The organism is Methanospirillum hungatei JF-1, assembly GCF_000013445.1.
Classification (GTDB): domain Archaea; phylum Halobacteriota; class Methanomicrobia; order Methanomicrobiales; family Methanospirillaceae; genus Methanospirillum; species Methanospirillum hungatei.
On sequence record NC_007796.1, the window covers coordinates 2,157,827 to 2,170,550 of the forward strand.

Here is a 12,724-nt window from a genome sequence, read left to right on the forward strand (position 1 = left end):
TTCAAGTTCCACCATAATAAATATCCTATATGGAAGTCGGGAAGGTAGCAGATAATGGACACATCTTCATCCCTTTACCATTAAGAAAAAAATATAATCTTAATGATGGGGACACGATACTCCTGGAAGAACGTGAAAATGGCCTTTTGCTCATACCCTGCTCGAAACTATCTGTGCTCATGGGTGCATATAATGAAGACGGACTATTGGACGATCTGGAAAAATTAAGAAAACAGGAACGTTCTTTGGTATGAATTATCTTTTTGATACACATGCACTCATCACCTTATTTCACAACGAACCAGGTCATGAAATAGTTCAATCGATCTTTGAGGAGATAGAGAATGGAAAGGCAGATGGTTTTATTTCAACCGTTACACTAACCGAATTGAAGTACCTCTATTTTAAAAGATTTGGAGAAGATGAGTCAGAAAAACGTTTACATCCTATCCTCACTTCTAATCTTACAATAATTCCGGTAACAATTTCAATTGCCCTGTCGGCTGGATCCATCAAAAAAGCAGGTATTTCGCTAGCAGATGCCATTATTGCGTCAACTGCCCGGGAAATTCAGGCTGTAGTTGTAACTGGTGACACACATTTCTCTGAAATGGGAATTGAGATGAAAAAATACATGTGAAGCCTAGTCATAAACCGATATATAATAATAGGTAAATACGATTCATCAGGTCCAAGGGATATCATCGTTATGGCGTTCAAAACCAGAACCTTGAAAGACCAGTTTGTTGACGTCAACAAAATGTTTTTAAATCCTGTATTTTGTATTTTACCTGTTTCAAGGCTTATTTCACACTTTCCACTCTCAGATAGTGACACCATTTAGTATATGGTTGTTCTCCTCTCTCATACCACAACCCCCATCCACTTCAGATGCCCCTTGGTGGTATTGTCCTTCTCCTGCAGGTAGATGGTAAGAGCATTCGGATCCGCATTCGCCCCTTTCAGAATAAGCGATCCGGACCCTCCTGTCGGATCATAGATGGTCTGACCCCGTTTCGTCTCCGAAGTAATCCCGATGACCTTTGCCATGATCCGGGAGATCTCCGAGGGCGTGAAGAAGTTCCCTTTACTCTTCCCCGAATCTTTAGAAAAGTTGCTGATCAGGTATTCATAGGCATCACCAGGGGGATCGTCACATTCCGCCCGGTTGGAAATGAAATCAAGATCAGGGTTCTCGTATATCGCGATGAGTTTTGTGAACCGGTCTACCTTCTCCTTCCCTCTCCCCAGTTTGTCATCAAAGTTAAAATCAGACTTGTCATCCCATACGACTTCAATCATTCAGGTCAGTCCAAAGCTCCTTAAAACCTCCTGATTGAACATTCCCTGATGCAACATTGGATAAAGCTTCTTTAGCTCGTAATGCCAGGGCATTTCGTTTCCTGTCCCGTATCCTGCTCTGGACAACTGAAATAAGGTACTCCTGGTCATCCATTCCAGGTTCATCTATTTCATCAAGAATAACATCACGTGCTGGCATATACCTCTATGAGATCGACTTTACTATAGATGTTACGTACGGGATATAAAGCATACCTGACCCACTTGAAATCACGGGGATCTTATTACGACGAATCGGTTAAAAATGAAACTTAGGGTTTTTTTCAACATGTCCTTAGCCATTAAGCCCTAAAGAAAACCCTGCCCAACCGAAAGGCTTAGCCATTGTGAGATCGGAATTTTCCAGACAGATCGTGATTCCTGTCATCAATACCCTCTGATAACCTGGAACAACCCAAAAGCTCTGAACTCTTCATATACCTTTGATATTTTCACACCAGCGTTTTACAAACCCAACCAAACCTGATTCAGACCATCCTATTCCCATTTTTTCACCTCAATTTTTAACCACCTCTATCCTGCCATCGACCTTGTATGGTCACACCCGTGACAGGAGAAAAACAATGGCAGATTTTGTCGCAAAGTCAACCGTGAAATCAGCCGAACGGATTCTCGCAACACCGTTCGCAAACAAGGAAGCAATGAACACCATCATCGGGACCATCCTTTCCGATAACCCCTGGGGATGTACCCCATACCTGTCCGGAGGAGAAAACCTCCCGGCAGTCCAGAAGAGTGCAGAAAACTACACAGGGACCGTCATATACGAAAACAATGACGGAAAACAGGTCGGACGGATCAGTATCCGGGCACCATCATCCGCAGCCTTTGACACAACCATCGCAAACATCCTTGCAAACGAGGCCCTGGAAACAGCCATAGGAGGAACCGCTTCCCATGACAGTTCAGAAGATGGGTTTAGTGTCACCCTCAAGTGCCATGCAGCATCCGGGGAACTCTACAATGTCGCCTTCAAGCGGGATAAGGTAACCGTCTCCAGTTTTGAAGCGGACAGCATCCTTTCCACCATCGAGACATGGGCAGATACGGTGCCGGCTCTGGCATAATCCCCCCATTATTTTGTGGTGATGACATGAACCGGGGATGTGCGATTGGATGTATTCTGCTGCTCATAGCCGGATTCGTGGGTGCAGACTCGATATCATCAACCATCATGTGTGACGGGGCATCATGGGTCTCATCTTCTGTCATCGGACAGGGGCAGACCTATGCAGCACACCTCTTTACTACCAGTATTGCTTCGATTATAAGAGAGTTACAGGTAAATAACGGGAAGGTAGAGACCGTCACCGTTGCTGATTCGTCTGGTCCTATGGGAATTGATGAGTACTCCGGGCAGGAAGCAAATCAGACCCCGAAAAAGAGCGGATGTGTATTTGAGATTTCTGAAAATCGGACCAGAATCGAGGATGAGATCAGGTATACCGGGCTTATGAAGTCCGGCCTGTATACATCATCGAGGGATCTTACCTCATCAGAGACATCAGCAACAACGATGGTCAACGGGACCGGGTTGATTCTTGCCCGTGCATCGTCACAGGACCAGAGCAATGAGACCTTCTATACCAGTGATGTTGCAGGCAGGCTGAATATGACCGAACGGATTGTATTCAGAGATGATGAGTGAGTATTGACCTGATTGTTGCAGGAATATCCATTGGGATCGGTCTTGTAAACGCCGGGGCTGTTGCTGGGATGTACCTACACATGGTACGCCCCGGAATATGGTGTGTACCATCCGGGCAGGAGAGGACGGGGAGGTACGGATCGATGATCTGTATTTAAACCGGGTGAAACCCTTATTTCCGTCCCTTTTTTTATTCCTGAAGAGAAGTCAACAACAAAACAACCATTATGATTCTTGGATTGGGGGATTGATTATCTCCAAAAAATCTACTCTGGAAAAATCTGAATCGTTTGTCACAATCTTTCCAAGCCCATACTGTTTACATGAAGCTGCAATAAGAGCATCATGAGGCATTAAATGATAGGTATTCATAATCTGAAAGATATAACTCCCTGAATGTGATGGTAGATTGATAAAAATTGAGAAGAGATCTTGTAAATCATCAGAATCTATGCTGATATAAGGTAATTTTTCTCGTATTCTTTTTGATGATAACTGAGTTTGAGCCCTTAGAAAACCCAGAATCACTTCTGAGTAAACAATATCATTGATATATCCCTGGATAATACCCATTTCAACTTTTTCAATATATTCTGAAGCAAGGGAGTAATTACCAGTGAGATGATAGAGGAAAATATTTGAATCAAAAAAGGCTTTCATCTTCTATCTCATCAATAATCTTTTCAATCGAGTTTGAGGACATTATTCCTTTCGTTTTTCTCGTAATAGTGCCCTGAATGATTATCGTTGCCTTTGTTTTATCTGCGAGATCGGGTTTTTTTAGTGGTTTAAAAACTCCGTCCTCATATATCGCTTCAATAATTTCTCCCATAAAGCATCAGGTGAATTTTTACATATTAATATACGTATCAAAGATATACAAGTTTCATTGTAGGTACAGGCCAGATTTCAGGACATAGTCAACTGTGAAATCAGCCGAACGGATTCTTGCAACGCCGTTCGCAAACAAGGCAGCAATGAACACCATCATCGGGACCATCCTTTCCGATAACCCCTGGGGATGCACACCATACCTGTCAGGAGGGGAGAACCATCCGGCAGTCCAGAAGAGTGCGGAAAACTACACCGGGACCGTCATATACGAAAACAATGACGGGAAACAGGTCGGACGGATCAGTATCCGGGCACCGTCATCCGCAGCCTTTGACACCATCATCGCAGACATCCTTGCAAATGAAGCACTGGAAACCGCCATAGGGGGAACTGCTTCCCATGACAGTTCAGAGGATGGGTTTAGTGTCACCCTCAAGTGCCATGCAGCATCCGGAGAACTGTACAATGTCGCCTTCAGGCGGGACAAGGTAACGGTATCCAGTTTTGAAGCGGACAGCATCCTTTCCACCATCGAGACATGGGCAGATACAGTGCCGGCTCTGGCATAATCCCCCCATTATTGTGTGGTGAAGACATGAACCGGGGATGTGCGATTGGATGTATTCTGCTGCTCATCGCCGGATTAGCCGGTGCAGACTCGATATCATCAACCATCATGTGTGACGGGGCATCATGGGTCTCATCTTCGGTCATCGGACAGGGGCAGACCTATGCAGCACACCTCTTTACTACCAGTATTGCTTCGATTATAAGAGAGTTGCAGGTAAATGACGGGAAGGTAGAGGCCGTCACCGTTGCTGATTCGTCTGGTCCTATGGGAATTGATGAGTACTCCGGGCAGGAAGCAAATCAGACCCCGAAAAAGAGCGGATGTGTATTTGAGATTTCTGAAAATCGGACCAGAATCGAGGATGAGATCAGGTATACCGGGCTTATGAAGTCCGGCCTGTATACATCATCGAGGGATCTTACCTCATCAGAGACATCAGCAACAACGATGGTCAACGGGACCGGGTTGATTCTTGCCCGTGCATCGTCACAGGACCAGAGCAATGAGACCTTCTATACCAGTGATGTTGCAGGCAGGCTGAATATGACCGAACGGATTGTATTCAGAGATGATGAGTGAGTATTGACCTGATTGTTGCAGGAATATCCATTGGGATCGGTCTTGTAAACACCGGGGCTGTTGCTGGGATGTACCTACACATGGTACGCCCCGGAATATGGTGTGTACCGTCCGGGCAGGAGAGAACGGGGAGGTACGGATCGATGATCCGTTTTGAACCGGCAAAACCCTTTTTTTGCTCGATCATCATCTTCGGTCAAGATTCGTACCGGAGGGGAACGGGGGAGGCCGGACCAGTTCGGTACGGAAGAATGACTCTGCAGCCTCATCGTGGATGAGATCATCTCAAAGCCATTATACTTATCAATCTCATTCTGTGACTGGATTAACCCCCTCACCTCTCATGACACGAACGATCGCATACATCCATTGCTATACTCCAAGAGTCTGCTGCCCGTACCTGAACACCTGCTGCTCCTCACATATAAAGAGCGGAGTCTGCGACAGGGCGTACCGGGGAGACGTCTGCACCCACTGAACCGGCCCGATAAATGGCTGAAGAGTCCGGATAACATAATTCACCCTCACCGACAGAAGAACTGCGGCCCCCCTCTTTCGGGAATAATTCTTACAGACCTCTCCAAAGGCTCTAATCCGATCAGGATCATCCATAAACCATTCATCACAGTACTCAATGAGGAGCAGAGAACCTTTCGCCCCTGAAATATATGCCATCAGGTCATCAAACCCCAAAACCAGTACATATGAGATATGCCGGTCAGGGTGTTCCTTCAGTAATCTGGTCCCTGAGTTCCCGTGCAGGTATACGACCGATCTGAATGCCCCTGCTGCATCCGGAAGCGCTGCCTGAATAACGTCTCGGGGAGCGATGTAGACGGAAAATTCCCACGGGGCAAGCGTTGTCAGATAGGATGGCAGCGATATCATACTCTGATGGTCGGCATGATGACCATATAAACTTCAGGGGTGCAGGGTGAAAGTGAAAATGTTTCTGAAATACCCATAAAAACGTTTAGAAAGAAAAAAAAGATGAAATTGTCAGATATCTCCCATGGCCAGGGAGATGCCCTTTCTGATATGTTCAAGACCCTCTTCATGCCTGCCTGTCTTCCGGAGGGTCATTCCCTTATTATACCATGCCTCAGCATTGTGGGGATCGCACTCAAGAGCGGATTCATAACACCTGATCGCCTCAGAATAATTCCCCATCAGGTCCAGAACATTCGCTTTTGAATGTAATGCCCGAACATTTGCCGGATCTTCCTTAATAACCTTGTCATACAGGTTCAGGGCAAGCTGATAATCCCCTGCCATCTTACAGTTCTGTGCATCACGAAGAGCACACTCGATATTTGGATTCAGTTTCGTAAACGTCCTTTCTTGTGATACGATAGCATCTATTGCCATTGTCAATCCCTCTTCTCCTGGTTCCATGACCACTGTCCCAAAAAAGTGCCAGCCACACATCTGGCCTGGTACCCTCCTGTTCTCCTGGAGTTCTCTCTCCCAGGGTCCTGCAGGAGAGCAGGATGGTATCCATATTTCTGGGATGAATGACCATGGAACTCGCGATACGTTAAGAATTTGCCAATCAATTGCGCAAAACAGATCTGCACATCACCGTTGCATTCAGTAATGCCATGCAATACCATGGCAAGGGAACAGAAGCACTATAGGGGATATGGTAAAGCATACGAGAAGGACGAAGAAAAACGGGAGATTTGGAGACACATAAGGAACACCCAATCATAGCGTAGGCATATGGTCTCAAAAACCCTGACCTCCATATATCAAACTATATATCACCGAAGGATGTATAGGGTACTCTGTCTGATATGCCTGAAAAGCCAATCCGGGTGCTCCATGTTGATGATCAGCGTCTGTGGAGATCAACAGTTTCAGATTATCTCACCCTTTTTGGAGATTATGAGATAACCTCTGCAGAATCCGGAGAACAGGCCCTTGACTTACTGCGCACGAACCCTTTTGATATCATCATATCAGATTATCAGATGCCGGAGATGAATGGCATTGAATTTTTGCACCTGGTTCGAAAGCGTGGAACATCAACACCCTTCATCTTTCTCAGCGGAATCAGGCAGGAAGATATCGAAGGGGATGCAAAAGAGTCTGGTGCCGATTTTTACGTGATGAAGACCGGTGATCCATCCATTGTCTTTTCAGTTCTGAGTGAAAAGATACATCAGGCCATTACCCGGTATACAACCGTTCAGGCTGTCATGAATACCCAGATGGAAGATTCCGTGCCATCTTCATTTCTCTGAATAACACCCTCCTATGAGGAGAAGGTGATTGATATACTCTGCCGGGAAGTACCACGGACACAGGAAAAACTCCCGATCCTTGGATTCGGGTGTATGCGATTTGTTGAAAAGAATGGTTCCATCGATGAGGAACGGTCAAAAGCCCTGCTTCGGTATGCAATAGACAAAGGCATCACTCATCTTGACACCGCCTGGATCTACCATCACGGACAGTCGGAATCATTTCTTGGCAGGGCCCTTGCAGACGGGTACCGGGAGAAGGTAACCATTTCAACAAAACTTCCACATTGGCTGGTAAAATCCAGGGAGGATATGGATTTCTTTTTAAATACACAGCTAAACCGGCTCAATACGAATTATATCGACTATTATCTCATCCATTCCATAGGACGGGAGAGCTGGGACCGGATGAAGGCATGTGGGGTTTTGGAGTTCCTTGATACGGCAAAAGCAGATGGACGGATCAAACATACCGGATTTTCATTCCATGAAGATACAAAGACCTTTAAAGAGATCGTGGATGCATACCCCTGGGATTGCTGTCTGATTCAGTACAATATCATCGATGAGTTCAGTCAGGCAGGGCGGGAGGGCCTGACATATGCAGCACAAAAGGGCCTGGCAGTCTTTATCATGGAACCCCTGCGTGGCGGAAAACTTGCAAGGAGTCCCCCCGGTGAGATCGCACATATATGGGAACAGGCTCCGGTAAAGCGGACTATGGCAGAATGGGCGCTCCGGTGGCTCTGGGATCAGCCTGAAATCACCATGGTCCTGTCGGGGATGAATGATTTTGCACAGGTGGATGAGAACTGCCGGACTGCAGAGACCGCGTATCCGGGAAGTCTGACTGCAGAGGAGCAAAGTGTCATCAGGAGGGTCAGCGATACCTGGCATTCGCTGATGAAAGTGCCCTGCACCGGATGTCAGTACTGCATGCCCTGTCCGTTTGGGGTAAATATTCCCTCCTGCTTTGAGATGTACAACAATCTCTTCATGTTCGGGGATACCTGGCGAACTAATGCCGTGTATGCTGCCCGTCTGGGTGGGGTTATGAGCGGATATTCGGTTGCATCTGCCTGTGTCGGGTGCGGGGCATGTCTTTCTGCCTGTCCCCAGGGGATTCATATCCCGGAGAGACTCAAAGAGGTATCAGACCGGCTTGAAGGTCCGTTCTTTCAGGTGCTTGTCCTGGGAGCGAAGATTGCCCTTCCCATCATGCGACGGTTCGCATTCCTGAAAAACAGTAAATGGATGAATTGTTGATGTCCTGAAAACGATTAAATGTAAACTTTTTTTAAGTCTTATCTGACAAGAATATCATGGTCCGATGCTTCAAAAACCATGAGATAAACCTGACATACTCCTCAGTAGGGTCCGGAGGGCGGGGAGCAATCATGTTTCAGAGAATTCCTAACAATATACGCAGGTGTGTATAAGAATATAAAGGATTATACCCAAGTAGGTACTTGTTGATAGCATATTCGTTCAGGGGGGCCGGCCGGCAGACCCTGCTGAATTACCAAGTGATTTCATAAGATGAGAGAAAATGCCGGGTTTTTCGGTGGGGATGGAGCGCTTCGGAAGGAGTATGTCCATACCGGTTTCATGCAGACAGGTGGTTTAGATGGTTCTGGCAGCAACACAAACGGCAGGGGTAACAACAAATGAGCATGGAAACGAGGAGGTTCAGGTCGTCGAGTTCATCATTGGTGACGACAAGTTTGCAGTCAACCTCTTTGATGTCAAGGAGATTGTCGAAGCATCCAAGATAACACCACTCCCTCATGCACCGGCATACATCAGGGGAATTATCGACCTCAGAGGGGAGATCACAACTATTGTGGACCTTCGCCAGCTCCTGAAGATTACAAAAGGAAAATCCGGAGATACCGAAGACCTCCGGTTCATTGTTCTTGATGAGTCGGTAACTGACGGAAAGACCGGGGTTGTAGTGGATGAAGTCACCTCGGTTCTGACCGTGAATGTGGCCGATATCGATCAGACCTCTCATGGGGCCGGTGAAGACTCTCATATCCTCGGTGTCATTAAGAAGGATGTTGGTGAGAAAGGAGAGAGTAAGAAAGAACTGGTCATCTGGATTGACATGAGCGGGCTTATCAGGGAAGCGGGGGGAATTTCCCAATCCTGATTTAGATACTGATTCAGATTTTCTCCGGAATTTTCAACTTTTTTAACAGAGTATCCGTAGCAAGTGCCCCGGTTGAGAACGCGGCCTGCAGGTTGTACCCGCCGCAGTCTCCGTCAATATCAAGAACCTCGCCGATACAGTACAGACCCGGTAGGATTCGGGACTCCATGCTCTCTTTTCTCACCTCATCAAGGGACACTCCTCCCCGTGAGACCATCGCTTCATTCTCTCCGCCCGGTTTCATCTCCTGAACCGGGTATTCAAGTAGCATTGGTATCAGCCGGTTTCTCATCTCCTTAGGAAATTGCGCACAGGTCATATCAGGGGGAACTTCTGCCAGTTCCATGATCAATCTCACAAACCGGTCTGGAAGCGGAATGCTGGTTAGGATGGTCTTTACCTGTTTCACCCCGCCTGATGAGAAACGGGAAATCAGGCCCTCCCTGGCGGAATTGATATTCGTATACTGAATGAATGAGACCCTGAGCTCATCCCCGGCCCTGAAATATCTGGACATATCAAGGATTCCAGGCCCGGAAAATCCCGTGTGAGTGATAAGAAGATCTCCTCGTGCTTCATGAACCTTCTTCTTCTCCCGGTACAGAGTGAGCGGTACCTGAGAGAAGGATATACCGGAAAGGTCCCGGAAGGGAAAATTCTGAGTATGGATCGGTGTCAGGGCAGGACCTGGTTCTGCAATCGTATGCCCGAGAGCCTGTGCAAGGGTATAGCCGTCACCGGTGGATCCCGTTACAGGATAGGTATATCCCCCGGTTGCGAGCACAACTCCGGTACTATGATAGGTATCTGTCCGGGTGGTAACCGTAAATCCGGAGATGTCATGACTGATGGTATGCACCGGCTCGCTGGTATGGATGATGACACCGGCCTCATTCGCTTCTTTGAGCAGGACATTGAGGATATCCCGGGCCTTTCCTGATTCAGGAAAATACTTACCATTCCCGTCATCACGAAACGGCACTCCCCGGTCCTGGAAAAAGCTGATGAGCTTGACATTTGAGAAGTGCATCAGGGCAGGTCTGATAAATCTCCCATGATCCCCGTAATGGGATGTGAATTCAGATATCGGTCCGGTATGGGTAAGGTTACATTGACCTGAACCGGATAGGAGAAGTTTTCTCCCGCAGGTTGGCATCTTTTCGAGGAGAAGGGTCTTGCACCCCCCTTTTCCTAAAAGGAGAGAGCAGAAAAGTCCTGCCGGCCCTCCCCCGATGACGATGACGGCATACTGATTCATGCACGTATCCTGGAGATAAAGGGGATTATATCAGGAGCGGTGAACCACGGCATCCCGGAAACAGGGTTCAGGATTATATCTCCCCGAATTTGAAGTTATCAAAGGCGACATGGACCGGCTGTTCTTTGATAAATCCCTGTTCTGCCAGGCGGGATACAAAGAACCCGATATCCCCGTGGGTAAGGGATGTGTCAGAAATGGCCCTGACCATCTTCCCGTTGATATAGAGGCTCAGCGTATTTCCTTCAGCCTTGATCCCGAGCCGGTTGGTTTCATACCCCTTATTCAGAATATAGGTCTCGGTCAGGGGAATCATCTCATACACCTTTCCGTCCATGTGTTTCCTGACCGTGAACCAGCCACGGCCATTGATTCCGAATGAGTAGTAGTTCCCGTTATCAAACCGGAAGATCATCCCGTACTGACCGGTGAGCGGGCCTGAATCAAGCCGCGTTTCTACCTCTGCAACGAAATCTGTGACATCCTTTCCGAGAAGGGCACGGTCGGAGAGGTCCTCTCCCTTCTGGATCATGTGATACTCTCCCCCGGAGTAATACTTCAGGAACGTATCACTTTCATACGATCCCCACCCGCTCTCTTTATCTGAAAAGTTGTCAAACTGGGTGTATCCGGTCCCTGACTGAACATCTGGTGTCGGCTTTGGAGTCTCGATTATTTCCCTGGTTACTTCAGGCGTAATCTCCGGAACCTGGACTGATGTCTGGTCAGGAGGGGTGGATGGCAGAAAGAACACCGCCAGGATAAGGATGATTCCCACACCGATTATCCCTGCAAGAAAAGCCATATCCCGGTTTGCCGGTAGCGGAATCTGCATCCGTTTTCTTCCGGCAGGCTCTTCGAACTCTGCATCAGGCTCCAGTACCGGTCCTTTCAGTGGTTTTGCTTTTGGTTGTGGCTTTTCTGGGATGATATCATCTGAGAAGAGATCATCATACGGAGATATCGGTTCTACGTGTGGTGCGGGTTTATCATCTATTGGCATGGCACAATATGCACAGGTCCGGGCATCCGGTCTGTTCTCTTTTCCACATGACGGGCAGGAAACCTTCTTCATTCTCTCACTCCGATAATGCCCGGTGTTACGGCATTCTGCATAAATGGCAGGTCAATGGTTCTTCCCTTTCCTATTGCGAGGTGGGCTGCTGCAAGATCGGTAATAGACAGCCCGGTTGAGTCAAAAACCGTGACTGTGCCAGGGGAGGGTTTTGGGATCGACCCGGTCAGCACCTTCCCAAGCGTTCCGGTTATCTGCGAGGGGGTATATATCCCCTCACTGATTGGCACATTCACCTCTCCGGAATGGATGGCCTGGTCCATGTCATCCACGAACACATCCGCTCTTTTTAGTATTGCGGGATCAAGTTCCTGTTTTCCTGGAGCATCGGCCCCCATGGCATTGATATGAGCCCCGTCAGAGATCCACTCATCCAGAATGATCGGGATTTTCGAAGGGGTTACGGTCAGAAGGACATCGGCCCCTGCAGCGGTTTCAATATCGGTGGGTCGTATAGGGAGATGAGAATACCGCTGTGCAAACTTCTCTGCATGAGAGGCTGACCTGGACCATACCAGCACTTCTTCCGGTTCAAAGACATGGGAGAGGGCCAGAAGACCGGAATCAGCCTGCCTGCCTGATCCAATAATCCCAAGGGTCCCGGATGTTTTGTGAGCCAGAGCCCTGGTTGCAACAGCTGCAGAAGCTCCGGTCCGAAGGTCAGTGAGTGTGGTTGCATTCAGAACTGCAACAGGCATTCCGGTCGGGGGGTCCAGAAGTATCGTGACCGCCATCACGGTTGGCAGACCTGCCTTCCTGTTTTCGGGGTGGACATTCACAATCTTTACCCCGGCTGTCTGAAGGGATGGAATATATGATGGCATTGTTCTGAAATCACCCCCCGGAAGATTTACATAGACCTTCGGGGGCATAATGCTCCTTCCCGCACCGTGATCAATAAATGCAGATTCAACTGCAGCTATCAGATCACTCATCTCTATCACCTCTTCTGGCGCCGGATAGTACTGCATATTAATTATTTCTCCTCTTTCTGCCCTT

The 12,724-nt window shown here is 47.7% G+C and carries 20 protein-coding genes; 11 read left to right on the forward strand and 9 right to left on the reverse strand.

All coding sequences use genetic code 11. The features are described from left to right. Positions 1 to 29: 29 nt before the first annotated feature. A complete protein-coding gene (locus MHUN_RS09925; RefSeq protein WP_011448884.1) occupies positions 30 to 254 on the forward strand; it encodes an AbrB/MazE/SpoVT family DNA-binding domain-containing protein in 225 nt (74 codons plus the stop codon). Further along, positions 251 to 640 carry a type II toxin-antitoxin system VapC family toxin gene (locus MHUN_RS09930; RefSeq protein WP_011448885.1) on the forward strand — a complete coding sequence of 130 codons (390 nt, stop codon included), beginning with the start codon at positions 251 to 253 and terminating at the stop codon, positions 638 to 640. The genes MHUN_RS09925 and MHUN_RS09930 overlap by 4 nt, the downstream gene beginning before the upstream one ends. Positions 641 to 864: 224 nt before the next feature. Here the strand turns inward: MHUN_RS09930 and MHUN_RS09935 are convergent, their stop codons facing one another. Both MHUN_RS09935 and MHUN_RS09940 read right to left on the reverse strand, forming a co-directional pair. After that, positions 865 to 1,302, reverse strand: a complete 438-nt coding sequence (locus MHUN_RS09935) for an N-6 DNA methylase (protein WP_048067432.1) — start codon at positions 1,300 to 1,302, stop codon at positions 865 to 867. Then, complete coding sequence (locus MHUN_RS09940) at positions 1,295 to 1,501, reverse strand: hypothetical protein (protein ID WP_011448886.1); 207 nt, start codon at positions 1,499 to 1,501, stop codon at positions 1,295 to 1,297. The genes MHUN_RS09935 and MHUN_RS09940 overlap by 8 nt, the downstream gene beginning before the upstream one ends. 424 nt (positions 1,502 to 1,925) lie before the next feature. Here MHUN_RS09940 and MHUN_RS09945 point away from each other — a divergent pair, with 424 nt between their 5' ends. The 3 genes from MHUN_RS09945 to MHUN_RS19020 are packed head-to-tail and all read left to right on the forward strand — an operon-like array spanning position 1,926 to position 3,168. Continuing rightward, a complete protein-coding gene (locus MHUN_RS09945) occupies positions 1,926 to 2,429 on the forward strand; it encodes a hypothetical protein (RefSeq protein ID WP_011448887.1) in 504 nt (167 codons plus the stop codon). Positions 2,430 to 2,455: 26 nt separating this feature from the next. After that, on the forward strand, positions 2,456 to 3,010 hold the full coding sequence (locus tag MHUN_RS09950) for a hypothetical protein (protein ID WP_011448888.1): 555 nt from the start codon (positions 2,456 to 2,458) through the stop codon (positions 3,008 to 3,010). Then, complete coding sequence (locus tag MHUN_RS19020) at positions 3,007 to 3,168, forward strand: hypothetical protein (RefSeq protein WP_158498210.1); 162 nt, start codon at positions 3,007 to 3,009, stop codon at positions 3,166 to 3,168. Before MHUN_RS09950 ends, MHUN_RS19020 begins: the two co-directional genes overlap by 4 nt. A gap of 67 nt (positions 3,169 to 3,235) precedes the next feature. On the opposite strand, the gene MHUN_RS09955 is transcribed toward MHUN_RS19020, so the two are convergent. Continuing rightward, complete coding sequence (locus MHUN_RS09955; protein WP_011448889.1) at positions 3,236 to 3,670, reverse strand: type II toxin-antitoxin system VapC family toxin; 435 nt, start codon at positions 3,668 to 3,670, stop codon at positions 3,236 to 3,238. After that, on the reverse strand, positions 3,654 to 3,842 hold the full coding sequence (locus MHUN_RS09960; RefSeq protein ID WP_011448890.1) for an antitoxin family protein: 189 nt from the start codon (positions 3,840 to 3,842) through the stop codon (positions 3,654 to 3,656). The genes MHUN_RS09955 and MHUN_RS09960 overlap by 17 nt, the downstream gene beginning before the upstream one ends. Positions 3,843 to 3,936: 94 nt before the next feature. On the opposite strand from MHUN_RS09960, the gene MHUN_RS09965 reads away from it, so the two are divergent. The 3 genes from MHUN_RS09965 to MHUN_RS09975 are packed head-to-tail and all read left to right on the forward strand — an operon-like array spanning position 3,937 to position 5,272. Next, positions 3,937 to 4,413: a hypothetical protein gene (locus MHUN_RS09965; protein ID WP_011448891.1), complete on the forward strand. Its 477-nt coding sequence runs from the start codon at positions 3,937 to 3,939 to the stop codon at positions 4,411 to 4,413. Between the two features lie 26 nt (positions 4,414 to 4,439). Continuing rightward, the gene (locus MHUN_RS09970; protein WP_011448892.1) at positions 4,440 to 4,994 is read left to right on the forward strand and encodes a hypothetical protein; all 555 of its coding nucleotides are present in this window, start codon (positions 4,440 to 4,442) and stop codon (positions 4,992 to 4,994) included. Next, complete coding sequence (locus MHUN_RS09975) at positions 4,991 to 5,272, forward strand: hypothetical protein (protein WP_011448893.1); 282 nt, start codon at positions 4,991 to 4,993, stop codon at positions 5,270 to 5,272. The genes MHUN_RS09970 and MHUN_RS09975 overlap by 4 nt, the downstream gene beginning before the upstream one ends. Before the next feature lie 94 nt (positions 5,273 to 5,366). On the opposite strand, the gene MHUN_RS09980 is transcribed toward MHUN_RS09975, so the two are convergent. Next, complete coding sequence (locus MHUN_RS09980) at positions 5,367 to 5,882, reverse strand: hypothetical protein (protein ID WP_011448894.1); 516 nt, start codon at positions 5,880 to 5,882, stop codon at positions 5,367 to 5,369. Between the two features lie 111 nt (positions 5,883 to 5,993). Further along, on the reverse strand, positions 5,994 to 6,422 hold the full coding sequence (locus tag MHUN_RS09985; protein WP_011448895.1) for a tetratricopeptide repeat protein: 429 nt from the start codon (positions 6,420 to 6,422) through the stop codon (positions 5,994 to 5,996). A gap of 368 nt (positions 6,423 to 6,790) precedes the next feature. Here MHUN_RS09985 and MHUN_RS09990 point away from each other — a divergent pair, with 368 nt between their 5' ends. The 3 genes from MHUN_RS09990 (at position 6,791) to MHUN_RS10000 (ending at position 9,392) form a co-directional block, all read left to right on the forward strand. Beyond that, positions 6,791 to 7,240: a response regulator gene (locus tag MHUN_RS09990; protein WP_011448896.1), complete on the forward strand. Its 450-nt coding sequence runs from the start codon at positions 6,791 to 6,793 to the stop codon at positions 7,238 to 7,240. Positions 7,241 to 7,264: 24 nt separating this feature from the next. Further along, a complete protein-coding gene (locus tag MHUN_RS09995; RefSeq protein ID WP_011448897.1) occupies positions 7,265 to 8,506 on the forward strand; it encodes an aldo/keto reductase in 1,242 nt (413 codons plus the stop codon). Positions 8,507 to 8,867: 361 nt separating this feature from the next. Beyond that, a complete protein-coding gene (locus MHUN_RS10000) occupies positions 8,868 to 9,392 on the forward strand; it encodes a chemotaxis protein CheW (RefSeq protein WP_011448898.1) in 525 nt (174 codons plus the stop codon). A gap of 13 nt (positions 9,393 to 9,405) precedes the next feature. On the opposite strand, the gene MHUN_RS10005 is transcribed toward MHUN_RS10000, so the two are convergent. The 3 genes from MHUN_RS10005 to MHUN_RS10015 form a co-directional block, all read right to left on the reverse strand. After that, positions 9,406 to 10,650 (reverse strand): NAD(P)/FAD-dependent oxidoreductase, encoded by a 1,245-nt coding sequence (locus tag MHUN_RS10005; protein WP_011448899.1) that lies wholly within the window; start codon positions 10,648 to 10,650, stop codon positions 9,406 to 9,408. Between the two features lie 73 nt (positions 10,651 to 10,723). Continuing rightward, a complete protein-coding gene (locus MHUN_RS10010; protein ID WP_011448900.1) occupies positions 10,724 to 11,725 on the reverse strand; it encodes a family 16 glycoside hydrolase in 1,002 nt (333 codons plus the stop codon). After that, positions 11,722 to 12,696, reverse strand: coding sequence for an ornithine cyclodeaminase family protein (locus MHUN_RS10015; RefSeq protein ID WP_011448901.1), 975 nt, complete (start codon positions 12,694 to 12,696; stop codon positions 11,722 to 11,724). Before MHUN_RS10015 ends, MHUN_RS10010 begins: the two co-directional genes overlap by 4 nt. Positions 12,697 to 12,724: the final 28 nt, after the last annotated feature.